Source organism: Thioclava dalianensis, assembly GCF_000715505.1.
GTDB classification, from domain to species: domain Bacteria; phylum Pseudomonadota; class Alphaproteobacteria; order Rhodobacterales; family Rhodobacteraceae; genus Thioclava; species Thioclava dalianensis.
The window spans coordinates 210,399-235,631 of the sequence record NZ_JHEH01000003.1 but is presented as its reverse complement, the minus strand read 5'-3'; the positions used below and the strand labels follow the sequence as shown (position 1 = coordinate 235,631).

20 protein-coding genes are annotated in these 25,233 nt (G+C 64.4%); 7 read left to right on the top strand and 13 right to left on the bottom strand.

Going from position 1 to position 25,233, the window contains the following annotated elements; genetic code table 11:
• Window positions 1-20: 20 nt before the first annotated feature.
• Together DL1_RS04115 and DL1_RS04110 are read right to left on the bottom strand one after the other, a co-directional pair.
• Window positions 21-635, bottom strand: a complete 615-nt coding sequence (locus DL1_RS04115) for a glutathione S-transferase family protein (protein ID WP_038062808.1) — start codon at window positions 633-635, stop codon at window positions 21-23.
• A complete protein-coding gene (locus DL1_RS04110) occupies window positions 632-2,008 on the bottom strand; it encodes an NAD-dependent succinate-semialdehyde dehydrogenase (RefSeq protein WP_038062806.1) in 1,377 nt (458 codons plus the stop codon). Before DL1_RS04110 ends, DL1_RS04115 begins: the two co-directional genes overlap by 4 nt.
• 201 nt (window positions 2,009-2,209) lie before the next feature.
• Here DL1_RS04110 and DL1_RS04105 point away from each other — a divergent pair, with 201 nt between their 5' ends.
• On the top strand, window positions 2,210-4,168 hold the full coding sequence (locus DL1_RS04105) for an AsmA family protein (protein ID WP_038062804.1): 1,959 nt from the start codon (window positions 2,210-2,212) through the stop codon (window positions 4,166-4,168).
• A gap of 276 nt (window positions 4,169-4,444) precedes the next feature.
• On the top strand, window positions 4,445-4,621 hold the full coding sequence (locus tag DL1_RS21150; RefSeq protein WP_081856246.1) for a UxaA family hydrolase: 177 nt from the start codon (window positions 4,445-4,447) through the stop codon (window positions 4,619-4,621).
• Between the two features lie 201 nt (window positions 4,622-4,822).
• Here the strand turns inward: DL1_RS21150 and DL1_RS04100 are convergent, their stop codons facing one another.
• From DL1_RS04100 to DL1_RS04085, 4 genes are read right to left on the bottom strand one after another with little or no spacing between them, the layout of a single operon-like run.
• A complete protein-coding gene (locus tag DL1_RS04100) occupies window positions 4,823-5,830 on the bottom strand; it encodes a glycosyltransferase (protein WP_038062801.1) in 1,008 nt (335 codons plus the stop codon).
• 43 nt (window positions 5,831-5,873) lie between these two features.
• On the bottom strand, window positions 5,874-6,857 hold the full coding sequence (locus tag DL1_RS04095; RefSeq protein ID WP_038062795.1) for a glycosyltransferase family 2 protein: 984 nt from the start codon (window positions 6,855-6,857) through the stop codon (window positions 5,874-5,876).
• An 11-nt stretch (window positions 6,858-6,868) separates the two neighbouring features.
• The gene (locus DL1_RS04090) at window positions 6,869-7,789 is read right to left on the bottom strand and encodes a glycosyltransferase family 2 protein (protein ID WP_038062792.1); all 921 of its coding nucleotides are present in this window, start codon (window positions 7,787-7,789) and stop codon (window positions 6,869-6,871) included.
• 3 nt (window positions 7,790-7,792) lie between these two features.
• Window positions 7,793-9,055, bottom strand: a complete 1,263-nt coding sequence (locus tag DL1_RS04085; protein ID WP_038062789.1) for an oligosaccharide flippase family protein — start codon at window positions 9,053-9,055, stop codon at window positions 7,793-7,795.
• Between the two features lie 217 nt (window positions 9,056-9,272).
• Between DL1_RS04085 and DL1_RS04080 the strand changes: the two genes are divergently transcribed.
• Window positions 9,273-10,484 (top strand): polysaccharide biosynthesis/export family protein, encoded by a 1,212-nt coding sequence (locus DL1_RS04080; RefSeq protein WP_038062788.1) that lies wholly within the window; start codon window positions 9,273-9,275, stop codon window positions 10,482-10,484.
• Between the two features lie 7 nt (window positions 10,485-10,491).
• On the opposite strand, the gene DL1_RS04075 is transcribed toward DL1_RS04080, so the two are convergent.
• From DL1_RS04075 to DL1_RS04065, 4 genes are all read right to left on the bottom strand, one after another.
• Window positions 10,492-13,017: a hybrid sensor histidine kinase/response regulator gene (locus tag DL1_RS04075; RefSeq protein WP_245739596.1), complete on the bottom strand. Its 2,526-nt coding sequence runs from the start codon at window positions 13,015-13,017 to the stop codon at window positions 10,492-10,494.
• Window positions 13,014-13,532, bottom strand: coding sequence for a putative pterin-binding protein (locus DL1_RS04070; RefSeq protein ID WP_038062785.1), 519 nt, complete (start codon window positions 13,530-13,532; stop codon window positions 13,014-13,016). Before DL1_RS04070 ends, DL1_RS04075 begins: the two co-directional genes overlap by 4 nt.
• A 110-nt stretch (window positions 13,533-13,642) precedes the next feature.
• Complete coding sequence (locus tag DL1_RS22290; RefSeq protein ID WP_342726704.1) at window positions 13,643-13,855, bottom strand: sugar transferase; 213 nt, start codon at window positions 13,853-13,855, stop codon at window positions 13,643-13,645.
• Entirely contained in the window at window positions 13,824-15,053 is a 1,230-nt protein-coding gene (locus tag DL1_RS04065; RefSeq protein WP_342726706.1) for a WecB/TagA/CpsF family glycosyltransferase, read from the bottom strand. Before DL1_RS04065 ends, DL1_RS22290 begins: the two co-directional genes overlap by 32 nt.
• A gap of 280 nt (window positions 15,054-15,333) precedes the next feature.
• On the opposite strand from DL1_RS04065, the gene DL1_RS04060 reads away from it, so the two are divergent.
• From DL1_RS04060 to DL1_RS04045, 4 genes are all read left to right on the top strand, one after another.
• Window positions 15,334-15,948, top strand: coding sequence for a response regulator transcription factor (locus tag DL1_RS04060; protein ID WP_038062782.1), 615 nt, complete (start codon window positions 15,334-15,336; stop codon window positions 15,946-15,948).
• A gap of 113 nt (window positions 15,949-16,061) precedes the next feature.
• The gene (locus DL1_RS04055) at window positions 16,062-17,498 is read left to right on the top strand and encodes a GumC family protein (protein ID WP_038062779.1); all 1,437 of its coding nucleotides are present in this window, start codon (window positions 16,062-16,064) and stop codon (window positions 17,496-17,498) included.
• On the top strand, window positions 17,495-18,802 hold the full coding sequence (locus DL1_RS04050; RefSeq protein WP_051693302.1) for a capsular biosynthesis protein: 1,308 nt from the start codon (window positions 17,495-17,497) through the stop codon (window positions 18,800-18,802). The genes DL1_RS04055 and DL1_RS04050 overlap by 4 nt, the downstream gene beginning before the upstream one ends.
• A gap of 307 nt (window positions 18,803-19,109) precedes the next feature.
• Window positions 19,110-20,258 carry a calcium:cation antiporter gene (locus tag DL1_RS04045; RefSeq protein ID WP_038062777.1) on the top strand — a complete coding sequence of 383 codons (1,149 nt, stop codon included), beginning with the start codon at window positions 19,110-19,112 and terminating at the stop codon, window positions 20,256-20,258.
• A 56-nt stretch (window positions 20,259-20,314) separates the two neighbouring features.
• Here DL1_RS04045 and DL1_RS04040 read toward each other — a convergent pair whose 3' ends face one another.
• From DL1_RS04040 to DL1_RS04030, 3 genes are all read right to left on the bottom strand, one after another.
• A complete protein-coding gene (locus DL1_RS04040; RefSeq protein WP_038062775.1) occupies window positions 20,315-21,367 on the bottom strand; it encodes a 2,3-butanediol dehydrogenase in 1,053 nt (350 codons plus the stop codon).
• Between the two features lie 77 nt (window positions 21,368-21,444).
• Window positions 21,445-23,244, bottom strand: coding sequence for an NAD(P)/FAD-dependent oxidoreductase (locus DL1_RS04035; protein ID WP_038062773.1), 1,800 nt, complete (start codon window positions 23,242-23,244; stop codon window positions 21,445-21,447).
• A 140-nt stretch (window positions 23,245-23,384) separates the two neighbouring features.
• Complete coding sequence (locus tag DL1_RS04030) at window positions 23,385-25,136, bottom strand: sigma-54-dependent Fis family transcriptional regulator (RefSeq protein WP_038062768.1); 1,752 nt, start codon at window positions 25,134-25,136, stop codon at window positions 23,385-23,387.
• Window positions 25,137-25,233: the final 97 nt, after the last annotated feature.

Here is a 25,233-nt window from a genome sequence, read left to right as displayed (position 1 = left end):
TGTGCGTCCTTTCGGGAGGTTCAGGCGGGCGGCGCCATCGGCCCGGCAGCGCGCAGGGCTGCGATATAGCCGGGCTGCTTTTGCAAGGCTTCCCAGTAGGCGGCGATCTTGGGATGATCCGCCAACAGGTCCAAGCGGGCCAGCAAGGCGATGATGTAGGAGAGCTGAATATCCGCCAGCATCGCTGTGTCGCCAAACAGAAGCGGCCCGTCACCGATGGCCTGCGCGATATAGTCGAGATGCTTGTCGAGCGCGGCCTTCGCCGCGTCGGGCGCCGGTTTGCCAGAGAATGCGGGCAGGATGGCCTGCAAGGCGACCTCGGCGAAGGAGGCCTCGACATAGTCGAACAGCACCTCATGGTCCCAGAATTCGCGCGTATCTCGGGGCGGCGTGTGGCTATCATCGCCGTATCTCGCCGCGAGATAGCGCAGAATCGTCGCGGATTCCGCGATCATCAGCCCATCATCCTCGATCACCGGGGATTTGCCCAAAGGATGCACCTTGGACAGGGCCTCGGGCGCGCGAAAGCTCTCGCTGCGCGGATAATCGATACGGTTGCAGGTCTGTCCCAGATCGGCCAGTAGCCAAAGGACGCGGGTGGCGCGGGAATATTCCAGAGCGTGTAGAGTAATCATGGCAAAAAGATCGCTTTCACATTGACGAATTCCTTCAGGCCAAAGCCGCCATGTTCGCGACCGTAGCCTGAATCCTTAACCCCGCCGAAGGGCATGTTTGGATCGGCGGCCCCGAAGGAGTTGATCCGGATCATACCCGTATCGAAATGATCGCGCGCAAGCCTCAGGGCGCGCTCTTCATCCTTGCAGAAAATGCCTCCACCCAAGCCATAGCGGCTGTCATTGGCGATGCGCATCGCATCCTCGTCATCCTTGGCGCGGATGATGGCGGCGACGGGGCCGAAGATCTCGTCGTCATAGGCGGGCATGCCGGGGGTTACGTCGACCAAGACGGTGGCGGGGTAATAGGCGCCGGGGCCCTCCGGGACCGCGCCTCCGCAAAGCGCGCGGGCACCTTTGGCGAGGCTGTCTTTGACCTGATCGCTGACCGCGTCCAACTGGTCTTGGCTGGAGAGCGGACCAAGCTGGCTGTCTTCATCGGTGGGATCGCCCATCTTAATCGCCTTCATCTGCGCGACATAGGCCGTCACGAATGCATCATAGACTTTGTCCGGCACGACGAAGCGTTTCGCCGCCACGCAGGTCTGGCCGTTGTTATAAAGCCGCCCCATGAGCGAGAACTTCACCGCCGTTTCGATATCGGCGTCTTCAAGCACGAGATAGGCATCGTTCGAGCCCAGCTCCAGCACGGTCTTTTTCAGCGCCTTGGCTGCGACGGCACCGACATGGCGGCCAGCCGTATCGCTCCCCGTCAGCGTCACGCCGCGTACGAGGGGATGGGCGATCAGCGTGTCGCTGGTGTCGTGGTCGATCAGGATGACTTGGAACAGATCTTCGGGCAGGCCTGCCGCGATGCACAGCTCGCGCAGCCGCAGCCCCGTGCCCGTGCAGATGCTCGCATGTTTGAGCACGCAGGCATTGCCGGTCATCAGATTTGCGGCAAGCACCCGGACGGGTTGGTAGAGCGGAAAGTTCCACGGCTGGATCGAGTAGATCACACCAAGCGGCTGATAGCTGACCACGCCACGCGAGCCCTTGGGGCCATGCGTGCGCTCTTCATCGGCCAGCGCGTCCGGCCCATGCTTGGCGGTGTAATCGAAAATCGCGGCGCAGATCTCGACCTCGCGCTTGCCATCCGCCAACAGCTTGCCGGTCTCTCGCGTCATCAGTGCCGCCAACTCCTCTGCCGAGTCGCGCAGCTTTTGGGCGATCTTGCTCAGGTAGGGCGCGCGATCGGCATGCGACAGGGTGCGCCATTCCAGAAACGCGGCATGGGCGGCTTCCAGTTTCGCGGTCGCGTCCTGCACCGACATCATCGGGTAGGTCTCGATGGTCTCGCCGGTCGCGGGATTGCGTGTCGTAATCGTAGACATGATGCCTCCTTAGAGTTCGACAGGGTAACCAAGGGCCGACGTGATAAGTTCCGCTCTCCGCCACGTCAGGTGACCGAAGGGTTGGGCGTGCCGCGCGGACCCGGAACCACGGAGCTTTGAGCCACGTGCTGCGGTTCCGGGTTGAAACTCCATGCGCCCGATGCGTAGCGTAAGCGCGACATCACTCGCCACGGAGGCCCCATGCGCTGGCTCTTTCGCGCTCTCGCGCTCATCGTCCTGATCGCCCTCTGTCTTGGAGGCGCGCTCGTGATGCTGCCCACGACCAAGATCGCCCAGATCGCAGAGGCGCGGTTTGAGGCCGCAACCGGGCGCAAGCTCACGATCACGGGGTCCGTCCATGCGAGTTTCTGGCCGCAGCTTGGCGTGCGCACCGGGCCGGTCGAGATCGCGAATGCGGATTGGTCCAAGGACGGGCCGATGCTCTCGGCCAAAGGGCTGCAGATCGGGATCGATCCGGGCGCGCTGATCGGCGGTGCGATCCGCGTCTCGAAAGTGACCATCCTGTCGCCGAATATCCTGCTGGAGCGGCGTAAGGACGGAACTGGCAACTGGCAGTTCACACCGAAAGCCTCGACCAGCAGTACCAAACAAGCGCAGCCAAGCGCGGGCGGCGGGGTGAGTGCGTTCAGTCTCGACAAAGGAGAGATCCGCGACGGCTCGGTGACATGGATCGACCGCGCCAGCGGCCAGCACCTTGCGCTGACCGGTATTGACGCGAGCCTCGCGCTGCCCGACTTTACCGGGCCCGCAAATGTGAGCCTGACGGGGAAGCTGAATGGCAAGGCGGTGAAGGCAAAGGGCACGCTTGGCGCCTTCGCAAGTTTCCTTGCGGGCGATGCGGTGCCGACCGATCTGGCGCTGACCCTTGATACCTCCTCCATCGACTTCAAAGGCAGCTTCGGGACGTCGCCTCTGGCAGCAAAAGGCGCGCTTTCTGCCGATCTCAAAGAACCCGCCGCGCTGGCCGCGATGTTCGGGCAACCCGCGCCGGATCTGCCCAAAGGGCTGGGGCGCGACACGATTGCCGCGAAAGGCGATGTGACGCTGGGCGCGAATGGCACCTTGCAGATGCGCGGCGGCCAACTCACGCTGGACGACAATGCGATGCGGATCGCGGGGGATTTGTCCTTCGCCACGGGCAGGCCACGGATTGACGCCCAGATCGATGCGGGCGCGCTGGATCTCTCGGCGCTGGGCCGCTCGGAGCCGCGCGGCTCGGGCGGGGCGTCCGGCTCGGGGCCCAGCGGCTGGTCGACAGCCCCCATCGACGCGTCGGGGCTGCGCGCGCTGGATGGCAAAATCGCCCTGACTGCAAACTCCATCGATCTCGGCGCGACCAAACTCGGCCCGACCAAGGCGCAGGTCAGCCTCGACAATGGCCGCGCGGTGGTGGATCTGCGTCAGGTCTCAGCCTATGGCGGCGATGTGACGGGCCAAGTGGTGGCCAATGCGCGCAGCGGCTTTTCGGCCTCTGCGGATCTCGCGGCGAAGGGGATCTCGATGCAGCCGCTTCTGAGCGATCTGGCTGATTTCAAGCGCCTCGATGCGAAGGCGGATCTAAAGGTGAACCTCTTGGCGTCCGGCAATAGCGAGGCCGCGCTGATGCGTTCGCTTTCCGGTTCGGGCAATTTGGCCTTCGGCAAGGGCGCACTGGAAGGGCTCGATCTGGTGGGTATGCTGCGCACGCTCGACCTGAATTACGTAGGCAAGGGGGCCAAGACGATCTTCGACAAGATCACCGCCAGTTTCAACATCGCCAATGGGGTGCTCTCGAATGATGATCTCACCTTCAACGCCCCGCTTTTGAGCGCGGCGGGCAAGGGTCGGGTCGATATCGGCGCGCAATCGCTCGATTACACGGTCACGCCAACCGCGTTGGGCAATTCCAGTGGGACGGGCGGTGTGACGGTGCCGCTCACGATCAAGGGGCCTTGGGCCAAGCTGAAATACGGCGTCGATGTGAAGGCGATCTCGGGCGACAAGGTCGATGCGGCCAAGAAGACGCTCAAGCAGAAGGCCGATGCCGAGATTGCCAAGAAGCTCGGGATCTCGCCGCAGGATGGCCAGAGCACCGAGGATGCCGCCAAGCAAAAGCTCAAGGAGGAGGCCGCGAAGGGCCTGTTGAAGCTGTTCAAATAGGGGGTTGGGTCCGATCATTGGGCCGGGTCTGGTGGAGGTTCGCGAAGCCAAGGCCCGGCTGACCGAGACGGGCAATCCGTCGCGAGGGGGCGCGCCTGCGCGCCCGATCACAGCGCCCCGGAACTCGACGCGAATGTCGCAAAAGGAGAGTGGGCCAATGTCCACCCGCAACCTGATGGTACTTGATCCCCGCCGATACAGTCGCGGTTGTGTTGACGGATATGGAGGCGGGCGGAACCCGTAACGGGCTGACCGCGCTGGACCCGCTCTCGCGCGGTGCCCGAAGATATCGATTGCGGCGGCGTGGTCGAGCAGGGCACGTCGCTGAGTGAGATGGGCCGCCAGATCTATGATCTGCTGCTGGATGTCGCCTCAGGGCAGCGCATGACTTCCCAAGAGTTCGGCTATGGCGATAACGAGTTGGTTCCGTGGAAGATTGGGGCGGTGCGATGACGGCGGGGCTTCTGGCTATCGGCGAATGTAATCGTCTTATGATCGGCGTTTCGGGTTTCCAGGCTGACCATGATCCGGGCGAAGACGCATGCGCGCTCCAGCGCTTCAAACGGGTCTTGTCCGGGCCGTCGTCGCTCCGTTTCGCCGGGGGCGCGCGGACGCCCTCGGCGGGCGCGAGAGCGCCGCACGCCCCCAAGGGGATCAAGCTGCAATATGCAGTTCTTGCGGCGCGGCCAGATCCGCAAGCAGTTGCCCCCAAGCGGCGGCAAATTCGCGCTCGGCTGTCGCACAGCGATCCATTGCGCCGGGCGTGGAGCCGCGCTTGAGGCGGGCTGACAGCGCCGCAGCCCAAGCCTCGGCGGAGGGGGTCGAGACGATGAGCGCCTGCGGCCCCGCACTTTGGCTCAGCCCGTCCACGCCCGAGGCCACGATGGGCCTGCCTGCGGCGCGCGCCTCAAGGGCCACAAGGCCAAACGCTTCCCAACGCGACGGCATCGCGACGATATCGAGGTGCGACATCACTGCCGCCGGATCCTCCGAATGGCCATGAAAGACGATGCGCGGATCGCCCGCTGCGCGCGCTTTGAGGGCGGCCTCTTCTTCACCCGTGCCGTGGATATGCAGCGAAATCTCTCGCTGGGGCAGGCTGCGCACCGCGTCGATCAGCGTATCGAAGCCCTTCTGGCGGTGCAGACGCCCGATGGCCCCGATCCGCAGCGCCGGGCCTTGCGGTGTGTTCAGCGCCCGGAAAGCACTCAGATCGACCACCGGCGTGATCACCTGCAAGACATCCGAGCGCACAAGCCCCCGGCGTGCCAGCCAGTTCGCCTGCGGTGCGCTCACCGCGACCACGCGATCAAACAGCGCATAGGCCGTGCGCAGCAGCGTGAAGAAGCGCGCCTTGAAGGGCACGTTGAGCGCGGTGAAGCCTTCGGTATAGCTGTGCTCGACATGGACCAAAGGCGTGCCGCTATGGCGGGCGCGGAACGAGATCAACGCGGGCAGGCTGCGCCAGCTGATCGCGAGATGCGAGACGATGAGATCGGCCTGAACCCTTGGCAGACCGCCTTTGCGCGAGACGGGGCGGACCTCGTGGCGGGCATCGCGGGCCATCAGCGTGCAGCTGCGGATCTGGTCGAGGACGCGGGTGACACCGCCGGGGGTGGCATCATCGACGAGGTGGAGAACGAGGGGGCGGGGATCGGTCATGGCGTGGTGTCCTTGGTAAAATATAAACTGAGGCAAAAGGGGATCAGCCGCGCGCGGCACGCATGTTGCGGACGGCGCGGATCGGGGCATCGCCGAGATGGCGCAGAAGGCGCGAGGCCAGCCATGTCGTGCCCGTCCGCAGCGGTTCTTCGCGCAGCGGCAGGCGGGAGCTTGAAAGCGCGCGGTCGATATAGGTGCAGGCCGTGTCGGCATCGCCGCTGCTGATCGCGCGACGCGCAAGGTAGCGCAGTTGATAGGCCCGCGCGGCCCCTTCGTGGCGCGCGAAGAAGGCCGGGTCGCGTGGGCGCAGCTTGCTGACCATCCGCTCCCACGAGGCAAGCTGCGCCTCGGTTCGCGCCGACAGGCCAGTGGCGTTGACGCGGTATTCGGTGAGCAGACCGGGGACGCCCTCGATCAGCCAATCCGTGCTCAGCCCGAAGCGCAGCCAGCATTCGATATCTTCGGATTGGCGGAAGGTCTCGTCAAAGACCCAATCGCGCTGCGTCTCGAAAGCGGGACGCCATGCGATCGCCTCAAGCGCCTCGCGCCGGAAGACCGGGGCCGAGCCGTTACCGACCGGGTTGCGCTTGAAGACATGCGCGGTCGTGACATCGCGCAGCCGGGGCTTTTGCGCATGACCGAACGGCTTGCCCGCCTGATCGATCAGCACCGAGCCGGAATAGCTCAGCCCGACCAGAGGGGCCGCGCGCAAATGGGCCACATGCGCTGCAAGCTTGCCGGGCATCCAGCGGTCATCGGCATCGCAAAACCCGATCACAGCGCCGCGCGCGGCGGCAATCCCGCTGTTGCGCGCCCCTGCCAGTCCGCGATTGGGCTGCTCGACGATACGGACCCGGCCATCGCGCGCGGCATGGCGTTGCGCGATCTCGACGCTGTCATCGGTGGAGCCGTCATTGACGACGATGATCTCAAGGTCGCGAAAGTTCTGCGTGCGAAGCGCATCAAGCGTCTCACCCAGCGTCGCGCTGGAATTGAAGGTCGGGACGACGATAGAAGCATAAGGCATGGCAGATCTCCTCAATTGGCAAAAAGGGCGCGGCGCAGGGCGCGTGGCAGAACTGGGTTGATGAAGGCGGCGCAGACCGTGGCGAGGCCCCGATGCAGCGGCAAAAGGAAGGCGCGGGCATCGCATCCGAGCCCTTCAAGCACGAAGCCGAGCGTGACCGAGGCAGGCGCCCCCACCCGCAGCGCGCGGCGCGCGAGATAGCGCAGGTGCACGGCCTCGGCGCAGGGCGTGATCGGCACCCCGAACATCGCAGCGGTGCGGAGCGCTTCATTCCGGCTCTCGCGCATCCGGTGCAGGTCCGCCGAAAGCCCATAGGGGCTCATCCGATAACGAACGTGATCGGCATCGATCCCTTGCAGCCGATAGCCGTGACCGACGAGGCGAACCAGAAACTCCAGATCCTCGTTATGCACCATATCGGCGCGCAACCCGCCAAGCGCTGCAAAGACCTCGCGGCGGATCGAGAGGTTCGACATCGTGCAGACCGGGTTCTCGCCGATTAGTGCGGGCAGGCTGACCGGACCGCTGGGCACGGTGGAGCGGGTGCGGCTGTCGCGCGGATCGGTGTTGAAGAAATGGATGCGTCCGAAACAGGCATGGCGGCCATCGGCAAACGCCGCCATGACCGAGGCGAGCTTGCCCGGCATCCACAGATCATCAGCGTCGCAAAAGGCGAGGATCTCGGCGCGGGCGATGGTGAGCGCTGCGAAATTGCGCGCATCGCTTGGGCCCTTGCCGGGATTGCGCAGCAGCGTGATGCGCGGATCGCGGGCGGCCAGAGCTTGCGCGACCTGCCAGCTCTCGTCGCTGGAGCCATCCTCGACCAAGATCGCCTCCCACTCGCGCAGGCTTTGCGCGCGCAGCGCCGTGATTGTGGCGGGCAGCGTGGCGGCGGCGTTGTAGACGGGAATGATGACAGAGATCACAGTCATGGCTCAGGCTTTCATCGGCAGGGGGAGGGGGAGCTGCGCGGCTTGAGGGCGGGGGCTCGACAGGGCGGCGCGCAGCGCCGGGAGGGACAGGGCCAGCATCGTGACGCTCGCCACGGCCAGATATCCCCAGGCGATGGTTACAAGCCCGAAAGGGGCGGTGATCACGGTGTTGGCGATCAGCGCAAGTGTCAGCACAGCCGTAGCCGCAAGCTCGCGCCCGGGGCGGTTCTCGGCGCGCATCCAACCTGCGGCGGCGGTCCAAAGCATCGTGGGGATCGCAACGAGGCAGAGGATCGCGATGGGCTGGGCCAGCTCGGCCCAACGCTCGCCCAGCAGGATCGGCACATACCACGGGGCTGCGAGCGATTGCGCCATCACTGCAGGGGCCACGAGGCAAAGTGAGACCAGAAGCGCCTGACGCAACGCGCCTGCACGGTCCGCGCTGGTGCAAAGATGCGGGAAGAGCACGGCGGCAAAGGCGGTCGAGAAAGAGGTCGCAAGGCTCAGCCCCGCATTGAAGGCCATGAAGTAGAAGCCAAGCAATTCAGGCCCAAGCAGCGCGCCGATCAGCAGCTTGTCGGCATGCAGCCGCGCGGTCTTGACGATCTCGGTGCCAAGGACCGCCCAGCCGAACTGCACGAACGGTCGCACAGGCGCCATGCCCGCCGCAGGGTCGCGGCGCCACGGATGCAGGCGGCGCATCGAGATCAGCCAGAACGGCGCGGTGACAAGGCGCGGCAGCACAAGCGCGAGCGCTGTGGGCCAATAAAACGCAAGCACGATCGAGGCGAGATTGGCGAGAACTGCCTGTCCTCCGGCAATCGCTGCGGTCTTCTTCAGGCGTCCCTTGCGCAGCGCCAGCGCGGTCTGCACAAGCCCGCCCGGCATGAAAAGATATTCGCCCGAGAGCACGAGGATCAGGAGTGCAAGCATCGTGTTGCCGCTCAGCCCCCAGACGAGCCCGGCCAGTGCTGCCTGGGCTGCGAAAAGCCCCAAGCCCCAGATCCAGAAGAGCTGGTGGGCACGGTTGCACAGGGCGGGCAGATCCTCGTCGCGGGCCGCGATCAACCGTTGGCCGATCCCGTTCTCGGTGAGCGATTTGAGCAGATCGCCAATCGCCAGCGCGGCCGCGGCGATCCCGATCTCTTTCACCTCTAGCGTGCGTGCGACCGCGATCACGACACCCAGCCGGGAAAGTTTGGAGGCGAGCTCGGAGGCGCCGTAGGCCACGAGATGACCGAAAAGGGTTCTGGCTTGCGAGGGCATCTTGGTTTGCGTTTTCTGTGAGGGGCCATGGGCCGTTAAGCGTCTGCTAACCAATATCTTTGAACGCCGTATCCTGTCGCGCGCGCGCCGGGAGGGGCGAGGGGCGCGGTGGGGGAGCAACACCTATCCTTCGGGATAGGGCCTGACGCGTATGGGAGGCTTGGTCGCTCGGGATGTTCGCGTTATGAGCGAGTAACCCCGCCCGGAGAGGATGGACATGTCGATCACCCGCACACGCCTGCTTGGCACTTGTATCGGAGCGCTCCTGACCTTCGGGTGCAGCCCGGCACCGTCGCCGCAAAATATCGGCCCTGTCCGCGACGGGGGCGGCTATCAGGCGCAGTATCGCGATCCGGGGAAGTACGACCCGCAGGCCACGGCGCTGATCTCCAAGCGGCTCAATTCCGAGCGGTGCCAGCCTGCGCGCGGATCGGCCTCCAAAAGCGCGGGCATCACCGCCCATGCGCTCACCGGAGAGCGCCTGTCTCGCAATGACCTCGTCAATGTGCGCGTGGGGGACGACAAGACCTTCAACGGCGATTACGTGATTTCTCGCGACGGCATGCTCAAGCTGCCCTTCTTGGCGCCGGTGCGCGCGCAGGGGCGCAGCCCCGCTCAGATCGAGGATGATCTGGGCCGCGCCTTGCTCAAAGAGGGGCTCTATGAGGAAGAGCCGCGCATCTCGGTGCGCGTGGCCGATTTCGCGCCGGTTTCGGTCGCGGTGTCGGGCGCGGTGTTCGAGCCGCATTCCGTCGAGATCGGCCAATCCGGCGAGCGGGTCGATACCACCCGCCAGCAAGCGCTGGGGGCCTCGACCGAGGCGCGCAACCTCTCGGGCGCGCTGCGCGCGGCGGGCGGGGTGCGCCCCGATGCCGATCTCTCCGCGATTGAGCTGCATCGCGGCGGGCAGCGCTATGTGCTCGATATGCGCGGCGTGTTCGAGGGGCGCAATTCCGTGGATGTGATGCTTTTGAGCGGCGATGAGATCGTCGTGCCCTCGCGGCAATGCTTCCAGGATGATTTGATGCGCCCGAGCCCGGTCAGCCCGCCCGGCGTGTCGCTGTTCCTGTCAAACCTGACGCAGCCCGCGACCGGAAATGCGCCCTCGGCCATCGGACGGGAGGTGCGCGAAGTGCCCTATGGCACGCGTTTCTTGCAAGCCGTGGTCGATACGAACTGCGTGGGGGGCACCCGTTCGACCAATGCCAAGCGCTCGGCCGTGCTGGTGACGCGCGATCCGCTGACCGGCGTCTCGACGGTGATCGAGCGCAATATCGAGGATATGCTGCAGCGCGCGGATCGCGACGATTACGATCCCTATCTTCTGCCGGGCGATGCCATTGCCTGCTACGACAGCGGCGTGACCAATGTCACCGAAGCCGCGCGCGCCATTGGCACTGTGGCGACGGTCGGTCTGATCTCGCAGTAATGCGCCGTCAGCCGAGCTGCGGCGTGGGCGCGGCCTTCCACGCCATCCGCGCATGCGCGATCTCGGGGGCCAAGCTTTGCGTGTCGGATGCCCCCTCCGCCGCGTTTTCAAGCGCGATCAGCGCGGCGTGCAAATCGGCCTGACCGAAAGCGGCGGAACTGCCCGCGAGCTTATGCGCGCGCGCCGCGATCTCAGCAGCCGCAACAGAGACCCCGTCAAGCCAGTCGAAGAACTGCTGCAATTCATCCGAGTGACGGATCGCCAAAGCCTCAAGCGGATTGCGCGGGACGGCAGGCGGCGCCTCCGACGGTGCACTCGCCGCCTCACTGGGGGACGCGAAAAACTCAGCGAGCAAGTCCGACAGCTCCGCCCCTTTGAGCGGCTTGCCCAGAAAGCCCGACATTCCGGCTGCGGCGAACCGCTCTTTCGCCTCGGGCAGAACATTGGCGGAAAACGCGATGATCGGCACGTCGCGACTGGCTCCCTCGCTTGCGCGGATGCGCCGCGTGGCTTCCAGCCCGTCCATGACGGGCATCCGAATATCCATCAAGATCAGGTCATAGCGGGTGCGCTCCGCCATATCGACGGCCTGCTGCCCGTCGCGCGCGCAACTCACCTGATGCGCCATCCGCTCCAGCAATTCGCGCGCAATCTCGAGGTTTATGTCGTCATCCTCGACCAAAAGCACGTTGAGCGCGGGCGTCGCGCGGGCGGGCACGGCTGCGGTCGCATCCGGCGCGGGGGCGTCTTGCGCTTGCGCGACCTCCACCGGGATTTGCAGCCAGAAGACGCTGCCCTCTCCGGGCGTGCTTTCAAGACCGATCTCCCCCTCCATCGCCTGAACGAACCGCCGCGCGATGCTCAGGCCAAGGCCCGTGCCCCCGATTGCGCGCGTCTGGCTGCTCTTCACGGTCTGGAAATCCTCGAAGACCCGCGCCTGATCGTCCAGCGCGATGCCGATCCCGGTATCGATGACACGCAGGTCGAGCCGCATCTCGGCACCTGCCTCATTGGCCTCGGCCTCAATCGTGATCCGCCCGTTGCGGGTGAACTTGATCGCGTTGCCCACGAGGTTGAGCAGCACCTGTTGCAGCCGCGAGGCATCGATGCGCACCCATGTGAGCGGCGCGCCAACCCAACCCCATTGCAAGCTGTTGCCATGCGCCTCGGCACCGCTCGATTGCGAATCCACGATGTCCTGGATCAACTGGCCAAGATGCACGACATCCGCGCGCATGGTCTCGACGCCGGATTCGAACCGCGCCACATCGAGCACCGCATCGACATGCTGCATCAACAGCTCGCCCGAGATTTCCATATTGCGCACATAGCGCGCCTGCGCCGTGCCAAGCTGGGTGCCTTTGAGGAGCGACAGATTGCCCAGCACCCCGTTGAGCGGCGTGCGGATTTCATGCGTCATCATCGCGAGGAATTCCGACTTGGCCTGTTCGCCTGCGAGCGCCCGGTCGCGGGCCTGAACCAGCTCGTTCTCGGCGGCGACCCTGAGGGAAATGTCGCGCAGGAAGGCCACGGCAAGCGTGCCCTCGCGGGTGCTCGCCCGCTCGATGGCCAGCTCCAGCGGGAACAAATCGCCATTCGCGCGCTTGGCTTCAAGCTTGACCCTTCCTTGGCCAATGACGTGAAGCGGACCATTCGGCCGCGCCCGTTCCATGCCCGCCGCATCGCTCTCGCGCTCAGGGTCGGATAGGATCAGCTCGCCCATGCCACGCCCGATCACATCCGGGGCCTCAAGGCCAAACATCCGTTCGGCAGCCGGGTTGAAACTGAGGATCTGCCCGTCCATTTCGGCCACGATCACCCCGTCGAGCGAGGTCTCAAGAATCGTGTTGAGCCGCGCATAGGCATCGCTAAGCTCGCGTCCACGCCGCGCGATCTGGAACATCACGCGCCGGTAGTTGAACAGCAAAATGGCGAGTGCCAGCAGCAAGACCCCGGTCACGATCCCAAGCCGAAGCAGCGTCACCGAGACGGAGACCCGGCTTGCATCGGAGCTGCGCGCAAAATGCTTGAGCCCGGCTGTTGCCAGATCGCGCACCTCCAGCCGGAGCGGATGTAGCTCACGGGCAAAATCGTCAAGCCGATCGCGCAATTGATCGCGCGGCCCATCAATGATGGGGATCATCGCATCCAACTGCGTCCGCACCGCCGTCACGGGTTCGATAAAGGCGGGATCGCGGCGCAGCGGCGCGTAAAGCTGACCGCGCGCGAGCGTGTCCATGCGGCTGTAGAAGATGTCGAATTCCTCGACCACCCGATCCAGCCCGCTATTGTCGCTGTGCAAGGAGCGATCGACCGCATGCTGCAATTCGAGAAATTCCACCTCGGCCTGCGAAAGCGTCCAGTGCACATTGTCGGAATTGGCTGAACTGAGATAGCGCAGCTCGCGGGTGATCTCGAGCGCAAGAAAGGCGATGGCCATAAGGCACATCGCCGCGAGGGTAAGGAGAATACCGCTGCCGATCCGCGCCTTGTCGAACTTGGCGCGGACGGGGGGGCCTTCGGCTGGGGTCATTCGAGCGAGATCCTGTCGAGTTGCCAGATACTCCGGGAATAGATGACTTCGCTCCGATAGTCACTCGATGACGAATAGGGGTAGATCACCCAAAGCGGTCCTTTTTCGCGCCGCGACATGGTCTGGCCGTCCATTTCATAGGCGACGATTGGGCCATTGCGCACCGCGTCCGAGGTCGGAATCTCGACGCTGTAATCGTTGATTGCGGTGGCTTTGAGCATCTTGCCCTTCGCACCCACCCGCTCAAGCAGCGCCTTGAGTGAGACGCCGGTGAAACGGTGACGACCCTCGGTCCAGATCGTCGTGGTCTCGATCTCGCTCTGGCCGATCTCGCGCAGCATCGCGAGGTCGAAGGCGGCGGTGCCCTCATCGGTATTGGTGATCTCGATATCGCCGCTGATCGTCAGGAGCACGGGGCCGGTAGGTTTGGGCAGGGGCTCTGCCATTGCGGGCGCTGAGGCGAGCGCGATGACGAGCGCGAGGGCCGGAGCGAAGACTGACTGGATAAGGCGCATGGGTCTGTTCCTTGAGGAGAGGAGGTTGAAGGCACATTGTCACTATTGTCGTTCACTTTCATCCGCTCATGCGGATGGGGGCCTATCCGAACGGATAGGAAAGGGGGCGCTCAGTAGGCGCCGCGCCCCGAAATCACGGCCCGCGCGGTCATCGACAGTAGCAGCATATCCAGCAGGAAGCTGCGCGATCGGACATAGGCCACATCCATATCGACCATCTTGTCAAAGCCGATATCGGCGCGCCCCGACACTTGCCAGATCCCGGTGATGCCCGGACGCGCGTTCAGACGCTCAAGCGCGCGCCGGATAGGCGTCCACTTCACAGGCGAGGGCCGGGCGCGGACCGACCAGAGACATCTGGCCAAACAGCACGTTGAAGATCTGCGGCAGCTCGTCGATGGAATAGCGGCGCAGGATGCGCCCGACGCGGGTCACACGCGGATCGTTGCGCGCCTTGAAGCAGATGCCCTCGCGGTCGGAAAGCGCGCGGATCGCGGCGAGCCGGGCTTCGGCATCGGTGAACATGGTGCGGAATTTGTAGATCGTGAACGGTTTGCCGTTCTTGCCGATGCGGACCTGACGGAACAGGAAGGGGCCGGGGCTGTCGATCTGGATCAACGCGGCCACCAGCAACAGGATCGGCGAGATGAGCGCGATCAGGGCGGCGCTGAAGGCGATGTCGAAGCCGCGCTTGAGCACCGCGTCGCGGCCCGCATGATGGAGCGCGTGACGTCCCGCGCGGATCAAAAAGCTCGCATTGCCCAGAAGGTAGCGTTTCGCGAGGCGGCGCGGCTCTTGCGCAAGCCGCCAGACCCATTCGAGCCGCGCACGGCGCAGCAGGCTCGGCGCACGCGAGACATTGCCTGCGAGGAAATCGAACAGCGCGCCCACGCCCAGCACGAGGCGCGGCGAGAGGTCGTCCAAGTGGCGGTCGATCCACAATTCCTGCATCGGCACGCCCATCGCGACCAGCAAGATATCTGCGCCCGAGGCGTTGATTTCAGCGATGGCGGCTTGCGAATCCGCAGCGCCCTCATAGCCATCGCGCGTGCCTGCGATCTGCAGCCCCGGAATGTCCGAGCTGAGCTTGGCGGCTGCGGCCTGCGCCGTGCCGGGGCTTGCGCCGAACAGGAAAACGGACAACCCGCGGGCCGCCGCCTCTTGCAGCAGAGCCGGGGTGAAGTCGGTGCCGTTGAGATTTTCGCTCAGTCGCGTGCCAGTCATACGGGCCGCCATATCCACCCCGATCCCGTCGGGCAGGAGTGCATCGGCCCGTGCGAGGGCTGCGGCATAAGCGCGGTCGCGGTTCTGCAGATTGGCGCAATGTGCGTTCAGGAAATACACGCAGCGGTCCGATCCGTCCAGAAGTGCGGCAATGGCGGTTTCTGTGTCGGCATCCACGAGCGGCTGACCCAGCACCGACTTGCGCACGAGGGTCTCGATCATGGACATGTCGTAGCCTGCGAAGGGGCCTGCGGCCTGAACGGGGGCGTCGGTCGTGAAATCGGTAAGGGCGTTCATCGGATTCTCCTGGATGATCGGTCTTTTCCCGACATTGCCCTTTGCCTTATAGCCCGCGCAATTTCGCGCCCGGATACCAAGGCCGCGCGTTAGGGCAGGGATCTGCCGCCAAGGGATAAGGTGTGATCCTTTTCGGATCGCTTTTGGGGAGAACGGAGAGGGGGCCTATCCGAACGGATAGTCACACTATCGGCTTGTGTGCTTGCGAATGGTAAATATTGCCTTAATTGTGCCGCGGGTTTCAGATAGGGTGATTCAACCCTTAGGTGAGTACATTTTTATGCGTATCCTGATTGCTGACGATCACGACCTTCTGCGCGACACATTGGTCGCCTTTCTCGAGACCGAAGAGGGAATCGAGGTCAGCAGCGCGTCGAATTTCCAAGAAGCCTGCGCGCGCATTCATACTGACGCTGCCTATAATCTTGTGTTGCTCGACTATAAAATGCCCGGGATGAGCGGGCTTGAGAGCCTTGAAGTGGTGCTGGCGCTCAAAGGCGGGCAGCGCGTCGCTTTGATATCGGGGCAAGCCACGCGCGAGATCGCCGAGCAGGCGCTGGCGCTTGGGGCGGCCGGGTTCATTCCCAAGACCCTGCCTGCGAAATCGCTGGTGAACGCTGTGAAATTCATGGCGATGGGCGAGCAATACGCACCGATCGATTTCATGCGCGCCAGTGAGCAGCCCGAAGCGCATCCGATGGCGCAACGGCTGACCCAGCGCGAGAATGAGGTGCTCAAAGGGCTGACCGAGGGCAAATCCAACAAGGAGATTGCGCGCGATCTCGATCTGACAGAGCCCACGATCAAGCTGCATATGAAGACGCTCTACCGCAAGCTTGACGTGAACAACCGCACGCAGGCCGCGATTGTCGCGCGCGATGCCGGGCTGTTCTGAGCGACCCTATCCGAACGGACAGGTCCGGACGCGGATGCGCGGCTTGGCCAGCCTCCCTCGCCCGCGCAAGGGATTGGGGAAAGGGGTAATCTCCGGGCAAAGGAGATTGCCCGATGCCCCTTATCCCGTCTTTCCTGCTTGCAGAAAGCCTGCGCCCTCCGCGCCGTCGCACGCGGCCCTCGCTGCGGCGCGCCCTTGTCGGCGGCTCTGCGACCGACAGGTCGCGACTGCCGCGTTATGTCTGGATCGCGGCGCTTGGTGTTGCGGGGATTTGGGCGCCGATCACGGGGTATCTCAAGACGGCCGCTCCGAGTTACTCTAGCCATATGTCGCTGATCTTGCCGGGGTCGGGCGCCTCGGCTTCGGTCAATTTGGCCGATATCGGTCAGGCGTCGAGCTATGCGAATTCCGCCTTTTCCAGCAACGCGATCAGCCCCACGGAGACCTATAAGCGCCTGCTCGCGGCGGACCGGGTCCTGCGTGATGCCGCGCGCCGCTTGGGCACGAGCGCGCCTGCCTTTGGCAAGCCGCAGGTCGAGCTCGTGGATCAGACCGCCTTCATCCATATCAAGATGACGGGGCCGAGCCCGGAGGCCGCCCAACTGCGCAACGCCGCCTTGCTGGAGGCCTTCTTTGCCGAGATCGACCGGCTGCGCGGCGACGAGCTCGACAACCGCCAAGAGGGCGGTCTGGCCGCGATGTCGGAATATCAGGGCTCGGTCGCAGCCACCCGTGCCAAGATCGACGCGCTTCAGCAAGAGACGGGGCTCCGCTCGGTCGAGCAGTTCAACCGCGATGTGCTGGAGACGGAAGCCCTGAGCGCACGGATCGAGAAACTGCGCGCGGAACATGCCCGCAAAGCGGCCTCGGTGACCGCGCTTGAGACCAAGCTTGGCACCGAGGCGGCTTCGGCCGCAGTCATCCTAAGGTTGAACAATGACGCGACCTATTTGGCAGCGCTCGAGGCCGTCGCGCAATCCGCCGCGGATCTGGCCGAGATGCGCTCGCGCTATGGTCTGCGTCACCCAGATGTCGTCAAGGCGCAGGCGGCGCTGGGGGCTGCGCAATCAAGCGCGCGCAGGCGTGCCGAGATGCTCGGAGCGCCCGGTACGGTGCTGGAGCGGGCGCTGGGGAATGGGCGCGGCGCGCTGCTGACCGAGCTGGTGCGCCATGAGGCGGATCGGGCCGGGCTCGCAGCCGAGCTGGCAAAGCTCGAGGCGCAGTACCAGCTCCAATCCGACCGGCTGGACCGGCTGGCCCCTCTCGCTGCGAGGCTTGAGGATTTGCAGCGAGACTTCTCCGTGGCCGAGGCGGTTTTCGCCTCTGCCATCGCGCGCAGCCAGTCAAGCAAGACCGATATTTTCGCCTCCTATCCGCTGGTTCAGGTGCTCGAAGATCCGACGCGCCCCGATGGCCCGTCCTCGCCGCGCAAGAAGCTTGCGATTGCAGCCGGTGTCGCGGCCAGCCTGCTGCTGCTGATGGCGCTTGCGATGGGCTGGCTGCGGCGGACCTTCATCGAGTCGCTTCTCGCCAAAGGGCAGGGCAAATGACGATTGCCCCCGCCAATCCCGCCGAGGCGATGATCTGGAAGACGATCCTCTGGACTTGGCCCTTTTACGCCATCGGTGCGCTTTACGTGGTGGGGCCGGTGCTCGCTTGGGTGCTGGCGGTGCTCACGGCGCTGTCGCTGTATCTTGGCCCCGCGATCCGCGAGGATCTGCGCGCGACCGGCCCCGTGCCACCCGTCATCTGGGCGTGGCTCTTGGGCATGTCGGTGATGCTGATCGCGCTTTGGGCGGGGCATCTGAACTGGGATCTGGGTCTCAAGCAGACGATCAAATCCTCGATTGGCTGGGCGAAGGGCTGGGCGCTGCTGGCGCTGTTTCCGTTGGTGGGCGCGGTGCTGCCGATCCGGCGCGAGATCCTTGTGCGCGCGCAAAACCGGCTTGGCTTGGTGACGCTCTGCCTCGCGCCGCTGATGCTGATGGCACCCTATGCAGGATTGCCCGAGCGTATCTTTACCTCGCCGCTCAAGGCGGTGGGCGGGCCGGGGCCGGAATATTTCTCGGTCTTCCTGTTCACCTATGATCCCGCATCCTGGACGCCCCGCTGGCAGTTCTTCGCGCCGTGGTCGCCCTTCGCAGCGCTGCTTGGGGTCGTTGCGGTCCTCTTTGGGCTGGAAGACCCGGACCGGCGCTGGCGCGCGGCGGGCATTGGGGCGGGGGTGCTGATGATCGTTGCCTCGAAATCGCGGATGGGGATGGTCGGGCTTGTCGCCTGCACATTGGGGCCGCGCATGATGCCGCTCGTGCTGCGCAGCTGGGCGTGGATGGCGCTGGCGGGGTTTGCGACCTCGCTTGCCATTCTCGGTCCGTGGCTTGCAAGCACGATCAGAGGGGCTGTGTCCGCCTTCAAAGGCGCGCGCGCTGACAGCACCCGTGTGCGCGAGACCCTGCAACGCATTGCGCATGAGCGCTGGCAGCAAGAGGCCGTCTGGTTCGGTCATGGCACCGTGCATCCCGGCCCACATGTCGTTGAATATATGCCCATCGGAAGCCATCACACGTGGTTTGGCCTTTTGTTCGTGAAGGGGCTGGTGGGGCTGCTGGCGCTGGCCGTGCCGCTGGTCTGGCAAACGGCGCTCGCGATGCGCGACGCGGCACTCGGGCCGCGGGGACGTTTGCCGATGGGTTTGTGCATGGTCTTCGTGCTGCTGTCATTCGGCGAGAATATCGAGATCGAGGCCTATCTGCTCTGGCCCGCGCTGGTGATGCTGGGCGTGCATGCGCGTGAGGTTTTTGCCGCACCGCAACCGGCGTCGGGACATGTCGAGGCGCAGGCGATGCCCGCGTGATTTGGGGTGGCACCGCGCAGCGTTCCTAAAATGCATCAGAATCAAGGACTTAGTCCTCCTATGGTCTCACATATGCTTGGGCGCTGGAGGCCAAACCCGGCGATTGCGCAGCCGACACTGGAGGCGGCGGCTGATCTGATCGCGCTATCCGAGCGCATTCTTTGCTGGCAGACGGGTCTAATTTCTTGGAAATGCGGCATAAACTCTTGATCCATCTGTTCGATGCGCTCTAGTCGGGTAAGATCGTCGCGAGCATTGCCGAGAGGACGCGCAGCTAAGCCAATCCCAATTTTTGCAGGAGAACGCCATGTCAGCCACGCAATCGCAGCCCTCGACCCGCGCTCCCGGTCCGGCCAGACGCAACCCCTGGGCACAGGAGTGGTTTCTGGCGGTCACATTGATCACCGTCCTGATTTTCGCGGTTTTCGGCGATGTGATCTTGCCGCTGGTGCAGCTGCCGATTGGCCTTGCGGGGCTGCTATGCGTGCTCTTTTTTGTCGTCATGGGCACGGCGATGGGCGTGGTGCGTCATGCGGAGGCCATCGCCGAGCGGCTGGGTGAGCCCTTCGGCACGCTCGTGCTCACGCTCTCGATCACCGGGATCGAGGTGTGCAGCATTACGGCGGTGATGATGCATGGCGAGAACAACCCCGATCTGGTGCGCGATACGCTGTTTTCCGTCATCATGATCGTGCTTGGCGGGATGGTCGGCACGGCGCTTTTGTTCGGTGCGCTCCGGCACAAGGAGCAGGAATTCAACCTGCAAAGCGCGAATGCCTATCTGGGCGTCATCGTGCCGCTGGCGGTCTTTACCCTGATCCTGCCCGATGTGACCATCGCGACGGCGGGGCCGACCCTGTCGACCATGCAAAAAGTCATGGTGGGGGCAATGTCGACAGGGCTTTTCGTGGTGTTCCTGGCGATACAGACGGGCCGCCATCGGTCTTATTTTTCGACGCCGGGAGACGAGATCGAGGGTGCGGCGGAGGGCGCGGCCTCCCAATCGTCGCTGCTGCGTCATCTCCTTTTGCTGTTGGTCTATATCGTGCCCGTGGTTTATCTTGTGGAGCAGCTCGCCTATCCGATTGATTATGTGATTGAGACGCTGCACGCACCGCAAGCCTTGGGCGGCGTGCTCATGGCCATTCTTGTGGCCACGCCCGAAGCGGTCGGCGGCGTCAAGTCGGCCCTTTCCAACCGCCTGCAGCGCTCGATCAATATCTTCCTTGGATCGGTTCTGGCCACCATCGGTCTGACCGTGCCGGTGATGTTTGTCGTCGCAAGTTTTCTTGGGCTGGATCTGAACCTTGGGCTGCCACCGACCCAGCTCGTTTTGTTGATCACCATGCTCGCGATCTGCATCATCACCTTCTCAAGCGGGCGGACGAATTTGCTGCAAGGCGCGGTCCATCTGTTGATGTTCATGGCCTTTGTGTTGCTGCTGTTTCAGTCGTGATGCGTGAGATATGGCGGGCGCGCCTTTAAGAAGGCGCGCGCCCGCCATGAGAGCGATCAGTCCGGCGCTTTGACCAAGATCTTCACCTGAGATTTCTCCGCCACCAGCGCCTCGAACCCCTGATCGACGATCTCGTCAATCGAGATCCGCTTGGTGACCAGCTTGTCGGCGCTGAAATAGCCCTGCGCCATCAGCTCCATCACCGCCGGATAGACGTTGCGATAGGCGATGGTGCCTTGAAGCTGGCGCTCTTTCAGAACGGCAGTGTTGGGCTGGAAGGACGCATCTCCCTCCCAGATCGAGACGATCAGCGTCTGCCCTTCATGGCGCGTGCTGTCGATGCATTGCGGCAGGACTTTGGGCACGCCCGTGACCTCAAACGCCACATGCACGCCGCCGGTCGCGTCCCGGATCTTGGCGACGGGATCTTCGGCCATTGGATCGATCGCGCTGGTCGCCCCCAGTTCGAGCGCTTTTTCGCGGCGCTCCTGAGATGGCTCGACCACGTGGATTTGGGCCGCCCCCGCGACGCGCAGGGCCTCGACGACCAAAAGCCCGATCGGGCCTGCGCCAAAGACCGCCGTCGCATCGCCCGCCTTGATCTTCGACATCCGCACCGCGTGGAGCGCGACCGCTGCGGGCTCGACCAGCGCGCCCTGTTCCATCGAGAGGTCATCGGGCATCTTATGCACGATCCGCGCAGGCACGACCGAGGTCGCAGCGAAACCGCCATGCCCGCCCGAGAGGCCGACGAAGCCGAGGCTGTCGCAGAGGTTATACTTGCCCTCACGGCAGGCAGGGCAGGTGCCGCAGGCGAAGATCGGCTCAATCGCGACACGGTCGCCGATGGCAAGCCCGCTTACATCCGCGCCCAGATCCGAGATCACACCACAAAACTCGTGGCCCATCGTGATCGGCGCCTTGTCATGGCTCAGCGGGTGGTTCTGCTCGACAGGCACGAAAATCGGACCGGCGAGATATTCATGCAGATCGCTGCCGCAAATGCCGGTCCATGCGACCTTGATCGCAACCTCTCCGGGGCCGGCGGTGGGGGTCTCGATCTCTTCGACGCGAATGTCTTTCACGCCATGCCAACGTGCGGCTTTCATGGGGGTCTCCTTTGATGGTCTGGATTGGCTCCGGCCACAGGGGCCGGAGCGGTTGGGGGAAAGCAGTGGGCTTGGGATCACGAGAGATGATGGACCTCTTGCAGCCCGTAAACGGGGGTCTCCAACCCCTCCATGCGCGCCTTGAGCTGCAGCGCGAGATAGAGCGAGTAATGCCGCGATTGGTGCAGGTTGCCGCCATGGAGCCACAGGTGTTCCTGCTGCGTGGGCTTCCACATATTGCGCTGTTCGCCCTCCCAGGGGCCCGGGTCTTTCGTGGTGTCCGATCCAAGCCCCCAGACCTTGCCGATCTTATCCGCGACCTCTTGCGAAATCAGATCGGCGGCCCAGCCATTCATCGAGCCAAACCCGGTCGCGAACACCACCAGATCGGCGGGCAGGCGCGTGCCATCCGCGAGCACCACCGCGTCCGTCTCGAAGTGATCCACCTGACCCTTGGCGAGCTTGACCGCCCCGTCGATGATCAACTGGCTCGCGCCCACATCGATGTAATAGCCCGAGCCCCGGCGGAGGTATTTCAGGAACAGTCCCGAGCCGTCATCGCCCCAATCGAGATCGAAGCCGGCCTTTTCAAGCCCTGCGTAGAACTCCGCGTCGCGCTCGCGCATCTGCTCATAAAGCGGGATCTGGAACTCATGCATGATCTTATAGGGCAGGGAGGCAAAGATCATATCCGCTTTCTCGGTCGTGACCCCGTTGGCGAGCGCCTCTTCCGAATAAAGCGCGCCAAGGCCGATCTCCATCAGGCTGTCGGAGCGCACGATATGGGTAGAGGAGCGCTGCACCATCGTCACATCCGCGTCGCTCTCCCAAAGTGCCGCGCAGATGTCATGGGCGGAGTTGTTCGAGCCGATCACGACGACCTTCTTGCCCTCCCACGCCTCGGGACCCTGATGGTGCGAGCTGTGCTGGATCGTGCCTTGGAACGTCTCCATTCCGGGGAATTCCGGCATGTTCGGCTTACCCGACATGCCGGTCGCAAGCACAAGCTGCGTGGGCTCCAGCGTGACCGTCTCTCCGTCGCGATTGACCTCGACTGTCCATTTGCCAGAGGTCTCATCATAGCTGGCCCGCGTCACCTCGGAGCGCGTCCAGTAATTGATCTCCATCACCTTGGTATACATCTCCAGCCAGTCGCCCACCTTGTCCTTGGGCGTGAAGACCGGCCAGTTGTCGGGGAATTTGATATAGGGCAGGTGGTCATACCAGATCGGATCATGCAGGCAAAGCGACTTGTAGCGTGAGCGCCATTGGTCGCCGGGCCGGTCATGCTTGTCGAGCACGATCGCAGGCACGCCAAGCTGGCGCAGACGCGCGCCAAGCGCGATGCCGCCCTGACCGCCGCCGATGACGACGACATAGGGCTGGGTGCCATAGCCCAGATCGGCCTCTTCCGCCGCGCGGCGCTCTTTCCACGACAGCCGGTTCTTGCGCGCGCCATGTTCTGCCCCCATCGGGCGGCGCGTGCCGCGGTTTTCCTCAAAGCCCTTGAGTTCCTGCAACGCCGTCAGCAGCGTCCAGATGCGACCCTCGCGGATCCGCATCAGGCCCCAACCACGCCCGGTTTTCGTCTCGAACGTGACCCATGCCGTGATCACACCACCCTCCTTGGTGGGGATTTCGCCCGACTGGATCTCGAACTTACCCGGACGGGTCTGCGCAAGCTGATGTGTGAGCATGTCGGCCACGCCCGCAGGCCCCTCGACGGTCTTCAGGTTCCAGCTCACCGCCACAAGGTCGCGCCAGTAGCTGTCGGTGGCAAACAGGGCTGCGGCCCGCGCGACATCGCCGCTCTCCAGCGCGGCGTTGAGGCTGTCGAGCATCTCTTGGGTCTGGGTGTTTACGGTCGTATCAAGCATCGCGTCTCCTCCTCTGCGCGTGTCTCAGAGAGGAGTATCGGCGCGTGCAGGCGGCGCGATCTATGGATGTGAGGCTCAGGCGGGCGCAAATCCACCTGCTGCGGCGCGGCATGTTGCGCGTGCAACAGCGGCGCAACGGATCACTCGGGCAGGCGCAACCCGGCCTTGCGGATCCGGCGCAGGATCGTGGAGCGGTTGACGCCCAGCCGTCGGGCCGCGCGCGCCATATTCCAGTCGCAGGCGTCCAGAACCTGCTCCAACACCTCCTGCGGATCGGCGGGGGCAAGGGCCGCGCGCTCGCGGGGCGTCCCGATCTCGACCGGGGCGGGCAGATCGGGCAGGTCGATCACCGGACCCACGCAAAGCGCGCTTGCCACGTCGAGAACCTGTTCCAGCTCACGGATATTGCCCGGCCAGCTCCGCCCCAGAAGATCCGCGCGCGCCGAGGGCGACAGACGGACCGCGTCGCTGGCATGGCGCCGCAGATGGCGCGACATCAGCCAATCAAGATCGCGCCGCATCCGCAGCGGCGGAATGGTCAGCGCGCACCCCGCCAGACGGTGAAACAGCACCGGCGGCAGGGCGATCTGCGCGGGCGGCAGACAGCTCGTCGAGATCGGGCGCAGGTCGGGCTTGCGGTCGATGAGGCCTGCAAGTGCGACCGCGGTCTGCGCGCTCAGCTCCTCGATCCGGCGCAGCAGAAGTGTCGTGGGGCCGGTGGCGGCGAGACAGGATTGCGCCACTAGCTCCGGGCTCAGCCCGGCGCATTCCAGACTGATGAAACCCTGCGCCTTGCTCGTCATATGGATGGCGCGGGCGAGCCTTGTCTTGCCGGTCCCGGTCTCGCCGGTGATCAAAATGGGCACGTTGCCCGGCGCGAGCCGTTCGGCCTGCCCCAGAAGGCGCGCCATCTCGGGATCGCCCCCCGTCAGCCCCGCAAGCGCCCCGCCGCGCCGCATCCCGGGATGGTGCTGGCGCGGGGCCTTTGGCGCAATCGCATGGCCAAAAAGCGCCCCGCCATCGCGCATCTCGATCACCCGCTCTTCGGTGGGGCGGTCGCGCATCAGATCGGGCAGATCATCGACGCTGACGCTCAGGACCTCGTCGATCCGGCGTCCGATCATCGGGCCGCTATCTGCAAACAACCGGCGCGCGGCTCGGGTATAGCCCAGCACCCGCCCCGAGCCGTCGAGCCGCACGGCGGCCTCGGGATCGACATCGAGAAATTCCGGGCTTGAAGAGAGACGCAGTACCCAGTCGCGCGGGCTCTCGGCCATCAGGTTGGCCATCTCGACACGCCGCGCCGCCGTGCTCACCAAGCTCATCGCAAGGTTCTGGCTGCTCTTGGGGGTGGGCGAGCGCAAAAGCGAGATGTCGAGCACCGCCGCGAGATGTCCGAGGCTGTCGAAGATCGGCGCTGCGGTGCAGGACAAGACCGTATGTGCATTGCCGAAATGGTCGTCTTGATGGACCGTCACCGGCTCTTGCGTGACAAGGCAGGCACCGACGCCGCAGGTGCCAGCCAGATCCTCCGACCAGTTCGATCCCAGATAGAGGCCCGCGCTGCGCAGATCGTCGGTAAAGAGTTCATCGCCAAAGAAATCGACGCACACCCCTTTGGCATCGGTCAGCAGCAAAACGTAATTTTGCCCCGCAACCTGCCGAAACAGAGATTGCAGCCCGGAGCGCGCCGCCGAGATCATCCATTCCGCCTGTTTGCGGTGATCGCGCAGCTCGGCGTCGGTCACGATATAGGCTGGGTCCGAGCGCGTGGGATCCATGCCATAAAGCTCGACACAGCGCCGCCATGAGGCCGAGACAAAGTTGTCCCGTCCGGTCTGGCTGCCCTCCAACACCCGTCCGATCTCTTCGACATGCCGTGCATCTGTCATGGCGCGCCGCCTCCCTGCGCGGACCGTAGCACAGATCGCGCGCAGGGCCGGAGTAGAAATTCGGTGCGGGCGGCGGGGTTTCGCGAAGAGAGGGGAG

Excerpts from the sequence above, each read along its gene's own strand:
- DL1_RS04065 (WP_342726706.1), bottom strand. The coding sequence starts at position 15,053 with ATGAACGCCCTTACCGATTTCACGACCGACGCCCCCGTTCAGGCCGCA.
- DL1_RS04060 (WP_038062782.1), top strand. The coding sequence starts at position 15,334 with ATGCGTATCCTGATTGCTGACGATCACGACCTTCTGCGCGACACATTG.
- DL1_RS04030 (WP_038062768.1), bottom strand. The coding sequence starts at position 25,136 with ATGACAGATGCACGGCATGTCGAAGAGATCGGACGGGTGTTGGAGGGC.
- DL1_RS04095 (WP_038062795.1), bottom strand. The coding sequence starts at position 6,857 with ATGCCTTATGCTTCTATCGTCGTCCCGACCTTCAATTCCAGCGCGACG.
- DL1_RS04100 (WP_038062801.1), bottom strand. The coding sequence starts at position 5,830 with ATGACCGATCCCCGCCCCCTCGTTCTCCACCTCGTCGATGATGCCACC.
- DL1_RS04110 (WP_038062806.1), bottom strand. The coding sequence starts at position 2,008 with ATGTCTACGATTACGACACGCAATCCCGCGACCGGCGAGACCATCGAG.
- DL1_RS04055 (WP_038062779.1), top strand. The coding sequence starts at position 16,062 with ATGCCCCTTATCCCGTCTTTCCTGCTTGCAGAAAGCCTGCGCCCTCCG.
- DL1_RS04085 (WP_038062789.1), bottom strand. The coding sequence starts at position 9,055 with ATGCCCTCGCAAGCCAGAACCCTTTTCGGTCATCTCGTGGCCTACGGC.
- DL1_RS04070 (WP_038062785.1), bottom strand. The coding sequence starts at position 13,532 with ATGCGCCTTATCCAGTCAGTCTTCGCTCCGGCCCTCGCGCTCGTCATC.
- DL1_RS04035 (WP_038062773.1), bottom strand. The coding sequence starts at position 23,244 with ATGCTTGATACGACCGTAAACACCCAGACCCAAGAGATGCTCGACAGC.
- DL1_RS04075 (WP_245739596.1), bottom strand. The coding sequence starts at position 13,017 with ATGACCCCAGCCGAAGGCCCCCCCGTCCGCGCCAAGTTCGACAAGGCG.
- DL1_RS04050 (WP_051693302.1), top strand. The coding sequence starts at position 17,495 with ATGACGATTGCCCCCGCCAATCCCGCCGAGGCGATGATCTGGAAGACG.
- DL1_RS04115 (WP_038062808.1), bottom strand. The coding sequence starts at position 635 with ATGATTACTCTACACGCTCTGGAATATTCCCGCGCCACCCGCGTCCTT.
- DL1_RS04040 (WP_038062775.1), bottom strand. The coding sequence starts at position 21,367 with ATGAAAGCCGCACGTTGGCATGGCGTGAAAGACATTCGCGTCGAAGAG.
- DL1_RS04105 (WP_038062804.1), top strand. The coding sequence starts at position 2,210 with ATGCGCTGGCTCTTTCGCGCTCTCGCGCTCATCGTCCTGATCGCCCTC.
- DL1_RS04080 (WP_038062788.1), top strand. The coding sequence starts at position 9,273 with ATGTCGATCACCCGCACACGCCTGCTTGGCACTTGTATCGGAGCGCTC.
- DL1_RS04090 (WP_038062792.1), bottom strand. The coding sequence starts at position 7,789 with ATGACTGTGATCTCTGTCATCATTCCCGTCTACAACGCCGCCGCCACG.
- DL1_RS04045 (WP_038062777.1), top strand. The coding sequence starts at position 19,110 with ATGTCAGCCACGCAATCGCAGCCCTCGACCCGCGCTCCCGGTCCGGCC.